This is a genomic window from Sphingomonas phyllosphaerae 5.2 (assembly GCF_000419605.1).
In the GTDB taxonomy this organism is placed as follows: Bacteria; Pseudomonadota; Alphaproteobacteria; order Sphingomonadales; family Sphingomonadaceae; genus Sphingomonas; species Sphingomonas phyllosphaerae_B.
On the sequence record NZ_ATTI01000001.1, the window covers coordinates 246679 to 264579 of the forward strand.

A 17901-nucleotide genomic window follows, 5' to 3' on the forward strand; every position below is an offset into this window, starting at 1 on the left:
CCTCGCTGGCCGCTTAATCATCCGCACCGGCGCTTGGTTCCGACGCCGCAACAACCCTAGGGAGCGCCCGGTTCGTGCGAAACCCCCGCCTGCTCGTGATCTTCGGCACCCGCCCGGAGGCAGTGAAGATGGCACCGGTGCTAGCGGCTCTGCGTGCGCAGCCGCGCATCGACACGCGTTTGCTGGTCAGCGGGCAGCATCGCGAGTTGCTGGACCAGATGCTGGGGGCGTTCGGGATCGTGCCGGACGAGGATTTGCGCGTGTCCGGTGACGAACGGTCGCTCGAGGGACGACTTGCGACGATGCTGGTCACGATCGGTGCCGCGATCGCGCGCGAACGGCCCGATCGCGTGCTGGTGCACGGCGATACGCTCACCACGCTGGCCGCGACCCTGGCCGCGCACCTGCGGGGCGTGCCGGTCGCGCATGTCGAAGCCGGGCTGCGAAGCGGCGACCTGTCCGCCCCCTGGCCGGAGGAAGGGAGCCGACGCGTGGCCGGGGTGCTGGCCGACCTGCACTTCGCCCCGACCCCGGCCGCGGCAGCGGCGTTGCGCGCGGAGAACGTGGCGGCCGAGGCGATCCATATGACCGGCAATACCGTGGCGGATGCGTTGCGGCTGATGCAGGCGCGCATCACCGCCCGACCGGCGCTGGCGCAGGAAGCGGAACGGGTCCTGGCGCGGTTCGCGGGCCGGCGGATCGTGACCGTCACCGCGCACCGGCGCGAGAACCATGGCGCCGCGCTGGCGGCGATCGGCGACGCGCTGCTGCGGCTGGCGGCCCGCGACGACATTGGCATCGTGGTGTCGCTGCACCCGAACCCGGTGGTGGCGGATGCGCTGTCCGACAAGCTGGGCACGCATTGCAACGTCGCGCTGGTGCCTGCGCTCGCTTACCCGTCGTTCGTGCGGTTGATGGCGGCGAGCACGCTGATCCTGACCGATTCGGGCGGCGTGCAGGAGGAGGCACCGGCGCTGGGCGTGCCCGTGCTGGTGCTGCGCGACCGGACCGAGCGACCGGAGGGCATAGCAGCCGGCGGCGCACGGTTGATCGGCACCGATGCGGCGCGCATCGTCACCGAGGCGAGCGCGCTGCTCGACGACGGCGACGCCCATGCCGCGATGGCGGTGCCGCGGCTTTGCTACGGCGACGGACACGCCGCGACCCGCATCGCGGCGATACTGGCGACGGCGATGGCGGGGTGACTGCGGCTCCAGCTTCGTCACCCGATGCTTTTCCGCGCTTGCACCGCGGGCCCATGCCGACGCACGTAGCGGCGATGAAGAGGGGCAGGCATTCGTGGATCCGCTGAGCACGCTGGCGGGCTTTCTGGTCGGTGCGATCGTCGGGCTGACCGGGGTCGGTGGCGGGTCGCTGATGTCGCCGGTGCTGATCCTGCTGTTCGGGGTCGCGCCGGCGACCGCCGTCGGCACCGACCTGTGGTTCGCGGCGATCACCAAGATCGTCGGCGGAACGATGCACCACCGCCAGAACAACGCCGACTGGGCGATCGTGCGGCGGCTGTGCTGGGGCAGCCTGCCGGCGGTCGCGCTCACCCTGTGGTGGCTGTGGGGGCATGGCCAGAAGGCGGAGAGCGGCGGATTGATCGTGCGCGTGCTCGGAGTGACGCTGGTGCTCTCCGCGGTGCTGACGCCGTTTCGCACCCGGCTCGCGCGGCGGTTCGCACGCGCGGAGGGGGCGCGGACCGAGGCGCTGTTGCGCTGGCAACCGCTGCTGACCGCAGCGGCGGGCGCGCTGCTGGGAGCATTGATCACGCTGACCTCGGTGGGCGCGGGGGCGCTGGGCGCGACGTTGCTGCTGATGCTCTATCCGTTCCGGCTCAACGCGAAGCGGCTGGTCGGGACCGACATCCTGCACGCGGTGCCGGTCGCGCTGATCGGCGGGATCGGACATGCGGTGATCGGGAATATCAACCTGCCGCTGCTCGCCTCGCTGCTGCTCGGGTCGGTGCCCGGCGTGATCCTGGGGGCGAAGCTGACCGATCGCCTGCCCGAACGGGTGGTCACTCCGGCGCTGGCGCTGGTGCTGCTGATCGTGGGGCTGCGGCTGCTACGCTAGGCCCGATCGGCCCGCAGGTGCGCACGTCGGCCGGCGCATCATCCCGCGCGCAGCCGGAGGACAGTTCTTTACCCGTCGTCCATCGCCGGGGTCGGGTCGCCTCGGGGGCGAACGGAAGCGCGTGAGCTCAGCCCAGCGCCGCGCGGACGCGGTCGGACAGGCGCAGGACCGCGGCGGCGTGGATGCCGGCGGTGCTGACCAGCACACCGTACGCGCGCGGATCGGGCTTGTTGAAGAGCAACGGCGTCCCGAGCGCGTCGCTGACCGAGGCGCCTGCCGCCTCCGCGACCAGCACCGCGGCGGCGATGTCCCATTCATTGCCCCACCGCAGCGTGGCGACCAGGTCGGCGCGGTCGTCGGCGACCATCGCCACCCGCAAGGCGATCGAATTCGGTTTCTCGACCGCGGTCAGGTCGCGGTCGACCTTCGGCAGCGCGTCGACCGGCACGCGCGCGCCGGGCAGCACGTCGCGCCGACCCGCGGTCACCACCACCCCGTTGCGCGTCGCCGTGCCGCCCGCGACCGCGCGCCACACCTCACCGCGCGCCGGCGCATCGAGCACGCCGATCACCGGGCGGCCATCCTCGACCAGCGCCACCGACACGCACCAGCCGGCACGCCCACGGATATAATCGCGCGTGCCGTCGATCGGGTCGACCACCCACACGCGCCGGCGCGCAAGCCGGGCCGGGTTGTCGGCGGTCTCCTCCGAGAGCCAGCCCGCGTCGGGCAGCAAGGCGCCGAGCCGCGCGTGGAGCATCCGGTCGACGTCGAGATCGACCTCGCACACCGGGCTGCCGGGTTCCTTTTCCCAGCGCGCGAAGTCAGTGCGCCAGCGGGCCATCGCCATCTGCCCCGCTTCGCGCGCGACGGTGGCGACGGCATCGGCAAGCGCGTTGTCGGGGCGCGGGCGATCAGCCACCGGCGATCGTCATCCCGTCGATCCGCAGCGTCGGCACGTTGACCCCCTGACGGAACACCAGGTCGTTGGCCGGGGTCAGTTCGCGGTACATGGCGAGCAGGTTGCCGGCGATCGTGAAGCCGGCGATCGGGCCGGCGAGCTGGCCGTCGCGGATCGCGAAGCCGGCCGCCCCGCGGCTGTAGTCGCCGGTCACCGGGTTCACGCCCTGCCCGATCATCTCGGTGATGTAGACGCCTTCCGCGATGTCGGCGATCAACGTCGCGACCGGCACCTTGCCGGCCTCCATGTAGAGGTTGCTGGTCGACACGCCCGGTGCTCCGGCGATCCCGCGCGCGGCATGGCCGGTCGGCTCCAGCCCCAATTGCCGCGCGGACGCGCTGTCGAGCAGCCATGTCTCCAGCATCCCCGCCTCGACGATCGCCATCGGCGAGACCGGCAGTCCCTCACCATCGAACGGGCGCGAGCGGAGTCCATGCGGGCGATGCGGATCGTCGCGGATCGTGACGCCGGGCGCGAACACCGCGGTGCCGAGCGCGTCGAGCAGGAAGCTGGTGCGGCGCGTGATCGACGTGCCGGAGATCGCGCCGCTGAGATGCCCGATCAGGCTGGCGCCGACGCGCGGGTCGAACACCACCGGCATCGCACCGCTGCGGACGACGCCCGGGTCGAGCCGCGCTACCGCACGCTCGCCCGCAAGCTGCCCGATCAGTTCGGGCGCATCCAGATGCGCGCGGTGGCGCGCGGAGTGGAAGGCATAGTCGCGCTGCATCGCGCTGCCTTCGCCGGCGATGACGCTGGCCGAGACGCTGAACCCGGTGGTGGCGTAGCTGCCGGCGAAGCCGTGGCTGGTGGCGAGCGCCCAGACGCTTTCGGAGACGGCGGCACCCGCGCCCTCGCTGTTGCTCACACCCTCCACCCCGCGTGCCGCATCCTCGGCGCGCAACGCCGCGGCGCGCAGATCCTCCGGCGTGCAGGCGTGGCTGTCGGCAAGGTCGAGCAGTGGCGGCGCGCCGTGGAGCAGGCGCTCCTGCGGGGCAAGCCCGGCCCAGCGATCCTCCGGCGCCTCACGCGCCATTGCGACGGCGCGTTCGACCAATGCGTCCATCGCGGCGACCGACAGGTCGGAAGTGGACACGCTCGCCGAGCGCTGCCCGACGAAGACGCGCAACCCGAGGTCCTCGCCCTCGGAGCGGCCGACGTCCTCCAGCTTGCCGAGCCGCACCGCGACTTCGGTGGAGCCGTGCGCGGAGAAGACCGCGTCGGCGGCGTCAGCTCCCGCCGCTGTTGCGCGGCGGACGAGGTCGGCGGCGCGTTCCTGCGCCTGATCGGGGGTCAGCATCGTAGCGATCTAGGGGCGAATGGGTGCGGTTGCCATATCACGATACAACGCGCCCGCGTGCGGATTAGATGCGCGTGCCGACCACGAGACAGGCGAGGAACATCAACAGCCCCGCGGCGCGGTTGCTACGGAAGCGGTGCAGCGCGCCGGCGCCGTCGCCTTCGCGGAGGGTCGCGACCTGCCAGCCGAGGTGCAGCGCGACGGGCGCGAGCGCGGCGAGCACGAGCGGGTCGGCGCGGACCTGCCATAACGCCGCCGCCCACAACGCGACCGCGAGCGCGTAGCAGAACGTGACGCCGGCGCGGACGTGGCGGCCCAGCGCCAGCGCGGAGGAGCGGATGCCGACGAGCGCATCGTCCTCGCGATCCTGCAGCGCGTAGATCGTGTCATAGCCGATCACCCAGAAGATCGTGCCGGCGTAGAGGGTGATGCCCGGCCACGTCAGGCTGCCCCAGGTTTCGGTCCAGCCCACCAGTGCCGCCCACGAGAAGACCAGCCCCAGCCACGCCTGCGGCCACCACGTGATCCGCTTCATGAACGGATAGGCGGCGACCGGCGCGATCGCGGCGACCGAGACGACCGCTGCGGGGAGATGGAGCTGGAGCAGCACGACCAATCCGACGAGGCACAGCGCCAACAGCCAGATCCACGCCGATTTCGCCGACACCGCGCCGCTCGCCAACGGACGATCGCGGGTGCGCGCGACGCTGGCGTCGAGGTCGCGGTCGACGATGTCGTTGTAGACGCAGCCCGCGCCGCGCATCGCGACGCTGCCGAGCAGCAGCCACAGCATCAGCGGCCAGCGCTGAACCGTGCCGCCCGCCAGCGCGACGCCCCAGGCACCGGGCCAGAACAGCAGCCACCAGCCGATCGGGCGATCGAAGCGCGCCAGCGACGCGAACACACGCAGGCGCGGCGGCAGGAGCGAGAGCAGGCCGCGATGCTGGCTATCGGGAACGATGTCGGTCACTGCGCCTCGATAGCCGGCCCGGCGGCGGTCGTCAGCGGCTTATGTCGCATCGATCGCATCGGCGGAGGATTGGTTCGCGGGGTGCACGCCCTTACCTAGACAAGACGTAACGCCCGCACGAGTATCGCCCGCATGTTGACGCTTATCGCCCTGCTCGCCGCCGCCGCCAGCGATCCGCTCGCCGGCACCTGGCGCAATGCCGCCGACAGCGTCCGCATCCGCGTCGCGCCGTGCCGCGGCGCACCGGGCATGTGCGGAACGGTGGTCGCCGCCAGCGACAAGGCGAAGGCGGACGCCGCCGCGGCGGGCACCGACCGGCTGGTCGGCACCCCGCTGTTCCGCGGGTTCGAGCGTGACGAGGACGGCAGCTGGGCGGGCAGCGTCTTCGTCCCCGACGTCGGCAGCGAGGTGGACGGCACGCTGCGGCTGGAGGGGCGCAACACGCTGGTCGCGGAAGGGTGCCTGTTCGCCGGGTTCGGCTGCAAGGAGCAGCGCTGGACGCGCCTCGCCGCGAAGTGATCCACCTCTCGGTTGCGATCGGCCGGTTTTTCGAGGCGCTGTTCTATGCCATCCTGCGCGTCGCGGGGGTGGTGGCGGGCTCGGTGCTCGGGATCGCGCTGGCCGGTGCGCTGCTGTTCCTGATCGCGCGCGTATTGATCGGACGGGGAAGGAAGAAATGATGGGGGCGGTGCCCGCCTGGCCGCCGCGCTCGACGCCGCGGCTGTATGTCGAGACGCCGCTGGCGCCGGGGCCGCTGACGCTCGGCGGCGCGCAGGCGCATTACCTCGTGTCGGTGATGCGCACGAAGCCGGGCGATCCCGTGAAGTTGTTCGACGACGCGAGCGGCGAGTGGCTGGCGGTGGCGAGCGTCGTCGGCAAGCGCGACCTGACGCTGGACGTGACCGAGCGGCTGCGCGAGCGTGAGGCGGTGCCGGACCTGTGGCTGGTCGCGGCGCCGCTGAAGAAGGGGCGCGTCGACTGGATGGCGGAGAAAGCGTGCGAACTGGGGGTGGCGCGGCTGGTGCCGGTCGTCACGCGTCGCACCGTGGTCGACAAGCCCAATACCGAGCGGCTGCGCACGCACATGATCGAGGCCGCCGAGCAATGCGGGCGCACGGCCGTGCCCGCGGTGGCGGAGATGGTGAAATTGCCGGCGTTGCTGCGCGAATGGCCGGCGGAGCGCGCGTTGTTCTTCGCCGACGAACTGGGCGGTGCGCCCGCACTGGCGGCGATGCAGGCGCGGCGCGGCGCGGCGGCGATCCTGATCGGGCCGGAGGGCGGATTCGACGACGAGGAGCGCGCGATGATCCGCGCGCATCCGGCCGCGGTGGGCATCGCGCTGGGTCCGCGCATCCTGCGTGCGGATACCGCGGCGGCGGCGGCGATCGCGGTGTGGATGACGGCGGCGGGGGACTGGTAGGGGCGCCTGGCAGACCGGCGAGGCGACAGGATATCGCGCGCCGCGGAGAGCCCAGGCGCCCGCAGCGGTGCTTTATCCACGGCAAGCCGATCCACCCTAGCGCGCCGGTTCGCCGCGGCGTAAGGCGCGGCCATGACGACCAAGACCGTTTCGGACACCCGCGCAGCGGTCATCGAATCGCGCGACCAGTTGATCGCCCGTTTCGCCAGTGGCGAGAAGCCCGCGGAGCGCTGGCGGATCGGCACCGAGCACGAGAAATTCGTCTATGCCACCAGCGACCATCATGCGCCGGCGTGGGACGAGCCGGGTGGCATCCGCGACCTGCTCCACGCGCTGGAGCCGCACGGCTGGCGACCGGTCGAGGAGGGCGGCAAGATCATCGCGCTGACCGGCGCCGACGGTTCGGTCAGCCTGGAGCCGGCCGGGCAGTTCGAGCTGTCGGGCGCGCCGCTGGAGAACCTCCACCAGACGTGCGCCGAGACCGGCCGCCATCTGGCGCAGGTGAAGGAAGCGGGCGAGAAGCTGGGCATCGGGTTCCTCGGGCTGGGCATGTGGCCCGACAAGACACGCGCCGAGCTGCCGATCATGCCCAAGGGCCGCTATGCGATCATGCTGCGCCACATGCCGCGCGTCGGCACGATGGGGCTCGACATGATGCTGCGCACCTGCACGATCCAGGTGAACCTGGATTACGCCAGCGAAGCCGACATGGTGAAGAAGTTCCGCGTCGGGCTGGCGCTGCAGCCGCTCGCCACCGCACTGTTCGCCAACTCGCCGTTCACCGAGGGCAAGCCGAACGGCTTCCTCAGCTATCGCAGCCACATCTGGTCGGACACCGACCCGGCGCGGACCGGGATGCTGCCGTTCGTGTTCGAGGACGGCTTCGGGTACGAGCGTTACGCCGACTACATGCTCGATGTGCCGATGTACTTCGCCTACCGCGAGGGCCGGTACATCGACGCGGCGGGGCTGAGCTTCCGCGACTTCCTGCGCGGCGAGCTGTCGGTCCTGCCGGGCGAGAAGCCGACGATCGAGGATTGGGACGACCATCTGTCGACCGCCTTCCCGGAGGTGCGGCTGAAGACCTTCCTGGAAATGCGCGGCGCCGACGGCGGGCCGTGGAACCGGATCTGCGCACTGCCGGCGTTCTGGGTCGGGTTGCTCTACGACGGCGTGGCGCTGGATGCGGCCTGGGACGTGGTGAAGCACTGGACGCTGGAGCAGCGGCAGGCATTGCGCGATGCGGTGCCGAAGCTGGGGCTGTCGGCGCCGATCCCGGGCGGCGGGCAGTTGCGTGACATCGCGGGCATGGTGCTCGACATCGCGCACGGCGGGTTGAAGGCGCGCGCGCGGCTGAGCGGGGCGGGCGAGGACGAGACCGGGTTCCTGGAGCCGCTGCGCGAGATCGTGCGCGCCGGGAAGGTGCCGGCCGAGCGGTTGCTCGACCTGTATCACGGCGCATGGGGTGGCGACGTCTCGCACGTCTATGGCGACGCGAGCTTCTGACGCCCGACGATCGACCCGCCTCGCGGCGACGAATGGGGTGACACCGGCGAACGCTGCCCGTCCGCCGCTTCCGGTTGTTGCCAGACCAGGTCATGCCGGTGCCGGACCTCGGTTGGACGGTCCTGCCTTCTCGATATTCCATGTCCGATCGACCGTTTCGGGAAAAGGCATTCGGGAAACAGGCGCCAAAGGGACGTCGCCCACGTGGCCGGCAAGCTCCCCTTCTTGCTCCGCGTTCCTTTTCGGGAAAGCTGGAATGACCGCTTTCGCCCACTAGCGGACGTTCCCTGCATCTGAAATGCTGGCGTAGATGACGGACGCCGATCACCAGTGGGGTCTCTCGAACCCCGGACCCGATACGCTTTATCTCTGGCTTGAGCCGTGGGCGGACGAGATCGAAGCTCCCGTTCGATCGACTATCACCTTTGTGAGGACTGCCCGCTGGGTCAGGTAGAGTGGACCACAGATCATCTGCTCGTTTGGGCAACGGCGCAGAGGGTAGCCGTTTTCGTAGATGGCGAACTTCAGCACACTGGCTCGGCCGTAATCGCAGTTCCCGACGGTCTCACCAAAGGGATGCTCGGCATCGTGTTTGCGGATCAACCTGCCGCACGCCTCGGCGGCGCTCCGTCTGATCCGATCGGGTCGACCGAACGTCTACAGCTTGGTGCAATGAAGCGGCGCACTTTGCTCAGCATCTTTGTCGCACTGCTGGTAGGCATATCAGCGGGTTGGGCCGCTCGCGACTTCGTTGCGCAGGACCGCTGCCTTGATCAAGGCGGGGCATGGAGTGGCGACCTGAGCGTGTGCAAGCTGCCGCTTCAGAACGTCCGCTAACCACCGAGGCTGTGTGAAAACGCGCTGATGTGCTAGAGTTCTGGCGCTGGTGGAGGTGCTGGAATGAGCCGTTTCATCGAGGGTAGCGACCGGCGGCAGAAGCTGCTGCTGCCAGACTGCATCGACGATTATGTAGCTGAGCACAGCCCGGTTCGGGTGGTCGATATGTTCGTCGGCGAACTGGATCTTTGCGAGCTTGGCTTCGAGGGCGCGGCCGTGACAGGCCGGCCGGGCTATCATCCGGCGACCATGCTCAAGCTCTACGTCTACGGTTACCTGAACCAGGTGCAGTCGAGCCGGCGGCTGGAGCGCGAGGCCGGGCGCAACGTCGAGTTGATGTGGCTGACGGGCAAGCTAGCGCCCGACTTCAAGACGATCGCCGACTTCCGCCGCGACCATGGCACCGCCATCCAGGCGGCATGCCGGCGCTTCGTACTCGTCTGCCGCAACCTCGGTCTTATCGCCGGCGGCACGGTAGCGGTGGACGGCAGCCGTTTGCGCGCGGTGAACGCGCGCGACAGAAACTTCACGCCAGTGACGATCCGGCGCCGGATGGAGCAGGTGGACGCCAGTATCCAGCGCTACCTGGGCATGCTCGACACCGCTGACCGGCAGGAGGGCCAGGCAACTGAGCTGCGCACGGCGCGACTGACGACGCGGCTCGACGCCTTGCGCCGGCAGATGCGCGACCTGGAAGCCATGGAGCAGGCGGTCGCGGCGGCGCCCGACCGGCAGATCTCGCTGACCGATCCCGATGCGCGCGCGATGGCCTCGGCGGGAGGCGGTACGGGCCTTGTCGGCTACAACCTTCAGGCGGCGGTCGATGCGGACACCCATATCGTCGTGGCACACGAGGTCATCAACCTCGGCCACGATCGCACGTCGCTGGCGAACATGGGACAACAGGCGCGCGAGGCGACAGGTGTCGAGACGCTCACCGTGCTGGCCGACCGCGGCTACTTTTCAGGTGCAGAGGTGCTGGCCTGCGGAGAGGCCGGCATCGTGGCGATCTGCCCCAAACCGCTCACCTCGGGCGCCAAGGCGGAGGGTCGCTTCGGCAAGCAGGACTTCGTCTACCAGCCCGACACCGACAGTTATCGCTGCCCGGCCGGCGAGACGATGACCAGACGGTTCTCCAGCCTTGAGCATGGGCTGACGCTCTACGGCTATGCCACTCCCGCCTGCCGCTCCCGCTGCACGGTGAAGACGAACTGCACCACCAGCGTTGAGCGACGCATCAAGCGATGGGAGCACGAAGAGGTGATCGAGGCGATGCAGGCGCGGCTCGAGCGCTGGCCCGATGCCATGCGCGTTCGACGAAGAACGGTAGAGCATGTCTTCGGCACGCTGAAAGACTGGATGGGCAGAAGCCACTTCCGGACACGAAGGCTCGAGAACGTGGCGACCGAAGCCAGCCTCCATATCCTCGCCTACAACATCAAACGCGCCATCGCCCTGCGCGGTGTGTCGGGCTTGATCGCCGCGATGCACGGTTGAACGACCGGCCTCGCTTGCGACAATCAGACCGCCGTCCCGAGGACGTTCTCACACAGCCTCCACCAGACCCGGCCATTCCCGAACCTCCATCCTATTGGGAAAGCGCCGCCTCCTTATGTGTTCGGCGACAAGGGCTTGAGCGCGACGCCATCCGCGTCGAAATTGCTATCGTCCAGCCATGCCTTGAACAGTGCATGTTGCGCCGGCCATTCATGCTCCATGATCGAGAACCAGGCCGTATCGCGCCTGCGTCCCTTCACGATGCCGTCACCGCGCCACGTCCCTTCATAGGTGAAGCCAAACCGGCGCGCGGCGCGCATGGATGCTGCGTTCAGCGCGTTGCAGCGCCAAGCTACCCGGTGGTAACCGAGCGCGAAGGCGTGCCGCATCATCAACGAGATGGCTTCCGTGGCAGGGCGGGTGCGTTGCAGTCGCGGCGACAGCCAGATGCTTCCGATCTCGATCGCAGCATCGACAGGCGAAATGTCACAGAATGACGCCCATCCCCCGGCCATGCCGCTGGATGCCGGGATGACCGCGAAAAAGGGTTGTTGTTCGAGGCCACTGATCCGCGTGATATGCGCGGCCATGTCCTGCCTGGTCGGGAACGGCCCGTACTTCAGATAGGCCCACGACACGTCCGCCGCTTGAGCCGCCTCCCACAGATCATCGAGGTGTCGGGTAGAGAGTGGTTCGAGGGCCACGGTTTCGCCGACGTGACCCTCGAACGCTGGCAGGGGGCGAATGACTTCAGGGACGATCGGGCCGAGCGGAACAGCGGTCATACCAACTCATGGCCGGGCAGCATCGTCGTAGCAATGCGCTTCCAAACGCGGCGTGGGGGTTTGTTTTCCATTTCCCGATCCCTATCGGGACCGGTGCCCACATGTCCCTGACGGCGGGTATTGTCGCGGCAGCCTGCGCTGGCGGCGCGACATGGGATGCGTCGCGTCCACTCGCGTCGGCCGGGCGGGGTGCGCAACATGAGCTGCCCCGGACCGCGACCGGGATGGCCGCTCGCGAAGAGAAAAATGCGGCCCGATCCGCGATGATCGCGGCATGATCGCCGGATTTTACCTCTTCGCTATGAGCCGAGGCTGCTATTCTGGCGGCGATCGGTGCACCGGGGCGACCATTTTCGCCGCCGGATGGCACCGGATGCTACCGCACGACCAGCGGAAACCATCAATAGTCAGACATATTATCCGGAGCGCAGCGGACCGTTGGCGGCGGGCGGCATGAACTGCGGCACGCCCGCGGCGTCGTAGCGGATCGGCTGGACGCGGGTGTTGCGGTTCGGATCGAACAGCGGGTCGCCCGTGATCTTCTCGTAATCGCGCGCGTGATAGACCAGCATGTCGCGTCCGCGTTCGTCGACGGTGAAGCTGTTGTGGCCGGGGCCGAACACCTTGCGGGCCGGATCGGTCTTCATCACCGGGACCGGCGATTTGGTCCACACCGCCGGGTCCATGATGTCGGCGTCGTCGCGCGCGGTGAGCATGCCCAGGCAATAGCGCGCATCGGTGGCGCTGGCCGAATAGGTCATGAACAGCCGCCCGTTGCGCGCGAGCAGTGCCGGTGCTTCGGCAACCTTGAAGCCGAGGATTTCCCACGGCAATTCCGGGATCGTCAGCCGCGTCGGCTTCGCCGCGAAGGTCAGCGGCGTCGCGAGCGGCGCGAGGTAGAGGTTGGAATTTGTGTCGATCCCCTCCTCACGCTGCGCCCATGCCAGATAGCGCGTGCCGCGGTGCACGAAGCTGGTCGAATCGAGGTTGAAGCTGTCCCACGGCGTCTTCAGCTGGCCCAGCACCGTCCACGCGCCGGTCATCGGATCGGCACCGTCGCAGACGACCGCATGGGTGCGGATGCGGAACACGTCCTCGCCGCCGCCGCTGGGGCCGGCGGCGAAATACATGATCCACTTGCCGTCGATCAGGTGCAGCTCGGGCGCCCAGAGGAAGCCCGAAAGCGGGCCGCTCTTCTCGTGCCGCCACAGCACCTTTTCGGGCGCGGTGGTCAGGCCGGCGATCGTGCGCGCGCGGCGCAGCACGAGCCGGTCGTATTCGGGCACCGAACCGGTCAGATAATACCAGCCGTCGGTGTGGCGGAACACCTGCGCGTCGGCGCGCTGGCGCACCAGCGGGTTGACGATCGTCGCCGCCGCCCCGCTGCGCCGCGCCAGCGCGGGGGCGGCGGCAAGCGCCGCGCCCCCGGCCACGAACAGGCGGCGCGACAGATGCATCGCGCCGCTCATCAGTTCAGGTCCAGCATGACGACCGACTTGGCCGGCAGCGTGACCGTCAGCTGCCCGCCGTTCAGCTGCGCGCCGTTGAAGGCGGCCGGCACGACGGCGTTGGGCGCATCGAAGGTGTTGAGCGAATTGACCTTCGGCCCGGTCAGGATCTGCCCCGAAACGCGCGAGGCGGTAAGCCCGGTCATCGTCGTCGTCACCGTGATGTCGCGGTTCGGATCGGCATTGGCGAGCGCGACGTGCGTCACCCCGGCCTTGTCACGCACGGCCGACGCGCTGACCGCCGGCATCACCCACTGATCCTTGTTGTACCACGGCGACTGGATGTCGATCGGCAGGACCGTGCCGTCCATGAACGGCTTGTACATCTTGAAGACGTGATAGGTCGGCGTCAGCACCATCTTGTTGCCGTCGGTCAGGATCATCGCCTGGAGGACGTTCACCATCTGCGCGATCGCGGTCATGCGGACGCGGTCGGCATGCTTGGCGAAGATGTTGAGGTTGATCGCGGCGACCAGCGCGTCTCGCAAGCTGTTCTGCTGGCGCAGGAAACCCGGATGCGTGCCCGGATCCTGACCGTACCACGTGCCCCATTCATCGACCGCCAGGTACACGCGCTTGCCCGGATCGTACTTGTCCATGATGGCGCTGTGCTTGGTGACCAGCTCCTCCATCTTCCACGTGCCGGCGAGCGTTTCGGCCCAGCCCGTCTCGTCGAAGTCGATCGCCGACGCCTTGGGCGCCCAGCCGCCGGGGACGGTGTAATAATGGAGCGAGAGGCCGTCGAGCTTCTCGCCCGCCTCGCGCATCATCACCTCGGTCCAGTTATAATCGTCGACGTTCGCGCCCGAGGCGATCTTCTCGATCTTCGTGCCGGCCGGCGCCTTGATGAAGGTGGCGTAGCGGCGCGTGACGTCGGCGGCATATTCCGGCTTCATGTTGCCGCCGCAGCCCCACAATTCGTTACCGATGCCGAAATAGGGCAGCTTCCACGGTTGCTTGCGGCCGTTCTTCGCGCGCTCATCGGCGAGCGACCCCGCGGGCGAGGTCATGTATTCGACCCACTCGGCCATTTCCTGCGGCGTGCCGTTGCCGACGTTGCCGGAAATGTAGACCTCCGCGCCGATCTGCTCGGTCACGTCCATGAACTCGTGCGTGCCGACGGTGTTCGGCTCGGTCACGCCGCCCCAGTGGGTGTTGATCTTGACCGGACGCTTGTTCTTCGGGCCGATCCCCTCCCGCCAGTGATATTCGTCGGCGAAGCAGCCGCCGGGCCAGCGGATGACCGGGGTGCCGAGATCGCGCAGCGCGCCGACGACGTCGTTGCGGAAACCGCGCGTGTTCGGGATCTTGCGATCGTTGCCAACCCACAATCCGCCGTAGATGCCATTGCCGAGATGCTCGGCGAACTGGGTGAAGATGCGCTTGTCATAGGTTGCGCCGGGCTTGTCGGCATGGACCGCGATCGTGGCGGTTCCGGGGGCCGGTGCTGCGGCAGGCGCCTCCTGCGCGGTCGCGGTGCCCAGCGTACCGAGCCCCAGCGCGAGCGCGCCGACATAAGCGAACAGACGTGCCTTCATCCTATCCTCCCGAATGAGCCGCCGGATCATTGCCACCGGCGCTGTTTTTCCTCATTACTCGGACATTATAATTCGACACCGCGGATTGCAACGTTCGTTTCGTGCCGACGGGCGGGTTGCCATGCGCGGCAGAAACAGACCACAAGGGGGCGGTAATGGCGGATCGGGAGAGCGGCATGCCGCAGCAGGGCGGCGACGCAGGCGCCGGCAAGGTGCCGGACGGCAAGGCGCCGGGCGGAGACGCGCCGGGCCTGGTGGCCGCCGACGGCGTGCGCGCCTCGATGCGCGGCACGGGGCGCAGGCTGCACGGCGCGATCGCGCACAAGCTGGGCACCGCGATCATGTCCGGCGAATATGCGCCGGGCGACACGCTGTCGGGCGAGATCGCCTTTTCCGAAGCACTGGACGTGTCGCGCAGCGCGTACCGCGAGGCGATGCAGGTGCTGGCCGCCAAGGGGCTGGTCGAGAGCCGGCCGAAGGCGGGGACGCGCGTGCTGCCGCGCGAACGCTGGAACCTGCTGGACCCCGACGTGCTGGCATGGGCCTTCGCGGGCGCCCCCGACATACAGTTCGTGCGTGCGTTGTTCGAGTTGCGCGGGATCGTCGAGCCGGCGGCGGCGGGGCTGGCGGCGCAGCGCCGCGACCGTGCCGACCTGAAAGCGATGAAGGAAGCGCTGGCGGCGATGCGGCGGCACACGCTGGCAACCGAGGCGGGGCGTGCGGCGGACAAGGATTTCCACAACGCGGTGCTGCGCGCGACGCGCAACGACGCGCTGATGGTGCTGAGCGCCAGCATCGGTGCTGCGATCCACTGGACCACGCAGTTCAAGCAGCGCGCGCGGGCGCTGCCCCGCAATCCGATCCCGGATCACGTGCGGGTGCACGACATGATCGTGGCGCAGGACGTGCCGGGCGCGACCGCGGCGATGCGGACGCTGGTCGACCTCGCGCTGGAGGATACGAAGTTCGCGATGGAGGAGTGAGGGCGGCTGCCGGGTGGCTACATCCTGGCGGCGATCGACATTCACCCTGCTTCCTTGCAGCGCCGCTTCGCTACGCTCGCAATGACGGGTGGAGGGAGCAAATCGGCTCGATCATGCGAGCGCGGTTTGCCCGAGCAGATCGATCATCTTCATTCCCGCGCAGCCGGCATCCGCGAAGCGTGGCATGTCGATCCGGCCTGACGAGCCGGCTCGATCGACCGCGTCCTCCGCTCATCCGCGCGTCCTTTTGCGGAGATCGAAACGTTGCGATCGTGCGGCCAAGACGCTGGCGATGTACGCAGGCTTCTGCCACGGAGGGACGATGATTCCGTTTGCGTTGCTTCTGCTCGCCGCGGCCCTGCCACAGGAAGGGCCGCAGGAGGGCGACATCACCGTTCGCGCGCCGCTTCCCGCTACGCCGCAGACCCCCGCCACGATGGTCGTCGAGCCAGTCGCGATGATGATCGCAGCGTGCGATAAGGACGGCGACGCGCTGGTCGAGCGCTACGAGCTGGACGAGTGCGTCGCGGCGTCGTTCGCGGCGATCGACACCGGCAAGACCGGCAAGCTGCGCTACATCGCGTTCGGCGACTGGGCGTTGCGGTTCCTGGGCGACCGGGCCGCGTTGCCGAGCCCGTACGAGGTCGACCGCGACAACGACGAGGCGGTGACGCTGACTGAGTTGCAGGACCATTTCTCGCGCTTGTTCGCGCGTTACGACCGTGACGGCAGCCACCAGCTGAGCCGCGCCGAGTTGCTGACCTATCGCACGATGCCGATCGACGCGCAGGGCCCGACCGCGGGGCGACGACCGGAGAAGAAGGCGGATACGCCTCCCGACAAGCGGCGGCGCGGAGAGCGGCGGTGACGCGGTTCTCCTTCGCGATTTCGGCCACCGACGGCGCGGCGCGCACCGGGGCGATCACGATGCAGCGCGGCACGATCCGGACGCCGGCGTTCATGCCGGTCGGCACCGCCGCGACCGTGAAGGCGATGAAGCCCGCGGACGTCGCGCGTGCGGGCGCGGACATCATCCTCGGCAACACCTATCACCTGATGCTGCGGCCCGGCGCGGAGCGCGTCGCGCGGCTGGGCGGGCTGCACGCGTTCATGGGCTGGGATCGGCCGATCCTGACCGACTCGGGCGGCTATCAGGTGATGAGCCTTTCGGCGCTGACCAAGCGATCGGAAGAGGGGGTGGCATTCGCGTCGCATCTCGACGGGACGCGGCACATGATCACGCCGGAACGGTCGATCGAAATCCAGCGCCTGCTGGGCAGCAACATCGTGATGGCGTTCGACGAACTGGTTCCGACGACCTCCACGCGCGAAGTGCAGGCCGCCGCGATGGAACGATCGATGCGCTGGGCGCGGCGCAGTCGCGACGCATTCGACGGCGGCGGCGATCACGCGGCGTCGAACGCGATCTTCGGGATCCAGCAGGGCGCGCTGGACGAAGGATTGCGGCGCGCGTCGGCCGATGCGTTGGTCGACATCGGGTTCGACGGCTATGCGATCGGCGGCCTCGCGGTCGGCGAGGGGCAGGAGGCGATGTTCGGCTGCCTCGACTTCGCACCGGGGCAGCTGCCGGTCGATCGCCCGCGTTACCTGATGGGCGTCGGCAAGCCGACCGACATCGTCGGCGCGGTTGAGCGCGGCGTCGACATGTTCGACTGCGTGATGCCGACGCGGTCCGGGCGGACCGGGCAGGCGTTCACGCGCGCCGGGCCGATCAACATCCGCAACGCGCGCTTCGCCGAGGATCAGGGGCCGCTGGACCCGGAATGCGCGTGCGCGGTGTGCAGCACGTGGAGCCGCGCCTATGTCCATCATCTGGTGCGCGCGGGCGAGATGCTGGGTGCGATGTTGATGACCGAACACAATATTGCCTTTTACGAAGCGTTGATGGCGGACCTGCGCGCCGCGATCGCCGATGGTCGGCTGACGACGTTCGCCAACGGCTTCCGCGCGCGCTATGCCGGCGAAAAAGGAGAGTGACGTGAGCGACGAGCAACCCAACGAGATCCTGGCGACCGCCGCGGCGGCGAAGGCGCACGAGGAGGCCGGCGCATCGGGCGCGGCGGCGTTGCAGCGCAAGGGCCGCTGGCAACCGGGCAAGACCTGGCTGGGCGTCGGGATCGGATCGGCGGCGGTGGCCGCGGCGGTGCTGTTCGCCAATTCGCGCAAGGACGAGGGCAAGTAGCCGCCACGGCAGGGTGCGCGTTCGCGGGCGTCCGGCTCGCGGGCGGCGCGTGCTTTCGATAGGCCCCGCGCGAGAAGGTCGATGTTCCGGCCACGGTGGCGGTGGCGACTTTGTCGCTGACCGAATGAGGGAGCGTGCGGCTCTTCATTGCGAGCCGACGACGTCAGCGAACGCGTCAGGATCCGGCGCCGAGCGCCCGTCGTGCTTGCAATGACGGGTGGGGCGAGGCGCTGTTCACGCGCTCCATGTGCCGGTGATCGGCAGGGTAGCTATCGAAGCGCTGCGTCGCGTTCTCGCGATCATCCGCCGCCGAA

16 protein-coding genes and 1 pseudogene are annotated in these 17901 nt (G+C 69.0%); 11 read left to right on the forward strand and 6 right to left on the reverse strand.

The window, feature by feature from the left end:
• Positions 1 to 74 precede the first annotated feature (74 nt).
• Together wecB and SPHPHY_RS0101270 are read left to right on the forward strand one after the other, a co-directional pair.
• Positions 75 to 1205 carry a non-hydrolyzing UDP-N-acetylglucosamine 2-epimerase gene (gene wecB, locus SPHPHY_RS0101265; protein WP_022684902.1) on the forward strand — a complete coding sequence of 377 codons (1131 nt, stop codon included), beginning with the start codon at positions 75 to 77 and terminating at the stop codon, positions 1203 to 1205.
• 94 nt (positions 1206 to 1299) lie between these two features.
• A complete protein-coding gene (locus tag SPHPHY_RS0101270; RefSeq protein WP_022684903.1) occupies positions 1300 to 2079 on the forward strand; it encodes a sulfite exporter TauE/SafE family protein in 780 nt (259 codons plus the stop codon).
• Between the two features lie 127 nt (positions 2080 to 2206).
• Here SPHPHY_RS0101270 and SPHPHY_RS0101275 read toward each other — a convergent pair whose 3' ends face one another.
• The 3 genes from SPHPHY_RS0101275 to ubiA all read right to left on the reverse strand — a co-directional run bounded on the left by SPHPHY_RS0101275 (position 2207) and on the right by ubiA (position 5310).
• Positions 2207 to 3001 (reverse strand): 3'(2'),5'-bisphosphate nucleotidase CysQ, encoded by a 795-nt coding sequence (locus SPHPHY_RS0101275; protein WP_022684904.1) that lies wholly within the window; start codon positions 2999 to 3001, stop codon positions 2207 to 2209.
• Positions 2994 to 4340 (reverse strand): TldD/PmbA family protein, encoded by a 1347-nt coding sequence (locus tag SPHPHY_RS0101280; protein ID WP_022684905.1) that lies wholly within the window; start codon positions 4338 to 4340, stop codon positions 2994 to 2996. The genes SPHPHY_RS0101275 and SPHPHY_RS0101280 overlap by 8 nt, the downstream gene beginning before the upstream one ends.
• A 64-nt stretch (positions 4341 to 4404) precedes the next feature.
• A complete protein-coding gene (gene ubiA, locus SPHPHY_RS0101285; RefSeq protein ID WP_022684906.1) occupies positions 4405 to 5310 on the reverse strand; it encodes a 4-hydroxybenzoate octaprenyltransferase in 906 nt (301 codons plus the stop codon).
• Between the two features lie 132 nt (positions 5311 to 5442).
• Here ubiA and SPHPHY_RS0101290 point away from each other — a divergent pair, with 132 nt between their 5' ends.
• The 5 genes from SPHPHY_RS0101290 (at position 5443) to SPHPHY_RS0101315 (ending at position 10570) form a co-directional block, all read left to right on the forward strand.
• A complete protein-coding gene (locus SPHPHY_RS0101290; protein WP_022684907.1) occupies positions 5443 to 5829 on the forward strand; it encodes a DUF2147 domain-containing protein in 387 nt (128 codons plus the stop codon).
• Positions 5826 to 5990 (forward strand): hypothetical protein, encoded by a 165-nt coding sequence (locus tag SPHPHY_RS22165; RefSeq protein WP_022684908.1) that lies wholly within the window; start codon positions 5826 to 5828, stop codon positions 5988 to 5990. Before SPHPHY_RS0101290 ends, SPHPHY_RS22165 begins: the two co-directional genes overlap by 4 nt.
• The gene (locus SPHPHY_RS0101300) at positions 5990 to 6730 is read left to right on the forward strand and encodes a 16S rRNA (uracil(1498)-N(3))-methyltransferase (RefSeq protein WP_022684909.1); all 741 of its coding nucleotides are present in this window, start codon (positions 5990 to 5992) and stop codon (positions 6728 to 6730) included. Before SPHPHY_RS22165 ends, SPHPHY_RS0101300 begins: the two co-directional genes overlap by 1 nt.
• A gap of 132 nt (positions 6731 to 6862) precedes the next feature.
• Complete coding sequence (locus SPHPHY_RS0101305) at positions 6863 to 8236, forward strand: glutamate--cysteine ligase (RefSeq protein ID WP_022684910.1); 1374 nt, start codon at positions 6863 to 6865, stop codon at positions 8234 to 8236.
• Between the two features lie 900 nt (positions 8237 to 9136).
• Complete coding sequence (locus SPHPHY_RS0101315) at positions 9137 to 10570, forward strand: IS1182 family transposase (protein ID WP_022684912.1); 1434 nt, start codon at positions 9137 to 9139, stop codon at positions 10568 to 10570.
• A gap of 113 nt (positions 10571 to 10683) precedes the next feature.
• On the opposite strand, the gene SPHPHY_RS0101320 is transcribed toward SPHPHY_RS0101315, so the two are convergent.
• From SPHPHY_RS0101320 to SPHPHY_RS0101330, 3 genes and pseudogenes are all read right to left on the reverse strand, one after another.
• Positions 10684 to 11355: a GNAT family N-acetyltransferase gene (locus tag SPHPHY_RS0101320; protein WP_022684913.1), complete on the reverse strand. Its 672-nt coding sequence runs from the start codon at positions 11353 to 11355 to the stop codon at positions 10684 to 10686.
• A 428-nt stretch (positions 11356 to 11783) separates the two neighbouring features.
• Positions 11784 to 12812: pseudogene (locus tag SPHPHY_RS18795) on the reverse strand (family 43 glycosylhydrolase); the annotation flags it as partial.
• An 11-nt stretch (positions 12813 to 12823) separates the two neighbouring features.
• Entirely contained in the window at positions 12824 to 14401 is a 1578-nt protein-coding gene (locus SPHPHY_RS0101330; protein WP_022684915.1) for an alpha-N-arabinofuranosidase, read from the reverse strand.
• A 281-nt stretch (positions 14402 to 14682) separates the two neighbouring features.
• Here SPHPHY_RS0101330 and SPHPHY_RS0101335 point away from each other — a divergent pair, with 281 nt between their 5' ends.
• The 4 genes from SPHPHY_RS0101335 (at position 14683) to SPHPHY_RS0101350 (ending at position 17587) form a co-directional block, all read left to right on the forward strand.
• The gene (locus SPHPHY_RS0101335) at positions 14683 to 15384 is read left to right on the forward strand and encodes a FadR/GntR family transcriptional regulator (RefSeq protein ID WP_156025136.1); all 702 of its coding nucleotides are present in this window, start codon (positions 14683 to 14685) and stop codon (positions 15382 to 15384) included.
• Between the two features lie 322 nt (positions 15385 to 15706).
• Positions 15707 to 16252, forward strand: coding sequence for a hypothetical protein (locus tag SPHPHY_RS0101340; RefSeq protein WP_028056354.1), 546 nt, complete (start codon positions 15707 to 15709; stop codon positions 16250 to 16252).
• Complete coding sequence (gene tgt / locus SPHPHY_RS0101345) at positions 16249 to 17382, forward strand: tRNA guanosine(34) transglycosylase Tgt (protein ID WP_022684918.1); 1134 nt, start codon at positions 16249 to 16251, stop codon at positions 17380 to 17382. The genes SPHPHY_RS0101340 and tgt overlap by 4 nt, the downstream gene beginning before the upstream one ends.
• Before the next feature lies 1 nt (position 17383).
• Entirely contained in the window at positions 17384 to 17587 is a 204-nt protein-coding gene (locus tag SPHPHY_RS0101350; protein ID WP_231370319.1) for a hypothetical protein, read from the forward strand.
• Positions 17588 to 17901 lie beyond the last annotated feature (314 nt).

Coding starts and splice junctions, on each gene's coding strand:
- SPHPHY_RS0101315 (WP_022684912.1), top strand. CDS start 9,137: ATGAGCCGTTTCATCGAGGGTAGCGACCGGCGGCAGAAGCTGCTGCTG.
- SPHPHY_RS0101305 (WP_022684910.1), top strand. CDS start 6,863: ATGACGACCAAGACCGTTTCGGACACCCGCGCAGCGGTCATCGAATCG.
- SPHPHY_RS0101330 (WP_022684915.1), bottom strand. CDS start 14,401: ATGAAGGCACGTCTGTTCGCTTATGTCGGCGCGCTCGCGCTGGGGCTC.
- SPHPHY_RS0101290 (WP_022684907.1), top strand. CDS start 5,443: ATGTTGACGCTTATCGCCCTGCTCGCCGCCGCCGCCAGCGATCCGCTC.
- SPHPHY_RS0101340 (WP_028056354.1), top strand. CDS start 15,707: ATGATTCCGTTTGCGTTGCTTCTGCTCGCCGCGGCCCTGCCACAGGAA.
- SPHPHY_RS0101335 (WP_156025136.1), top strand. CDS start 14,683: ATGCGCGGCACGGGGCGCAGGCTGCACGGCGCGATCGCGCACAAGCTG.
- SPHPHY_RS0101320 (WP_022684913.1), bottom strand. CDS start 11,355: ATGACCGCTGTTCCGCTCGGCCCGATCGTCCCTGAAGTCATTCGCCCC.
- SPHPHY_RS0101300 (WP_022684909.1), top strand. CDS start 5,990: ATGGGGGCGGTGCCCGCCTGGCCGCCGCGCTCGACGCCGCGGCTGTAT.
- SPHPHY_RS0101280 (WP_022684905.1), bottom strand. CDS start 4,340: ATGCTGACCCCCGATCAGGCGCAGGAACGCGCCGCCGACCTCGTCCGC.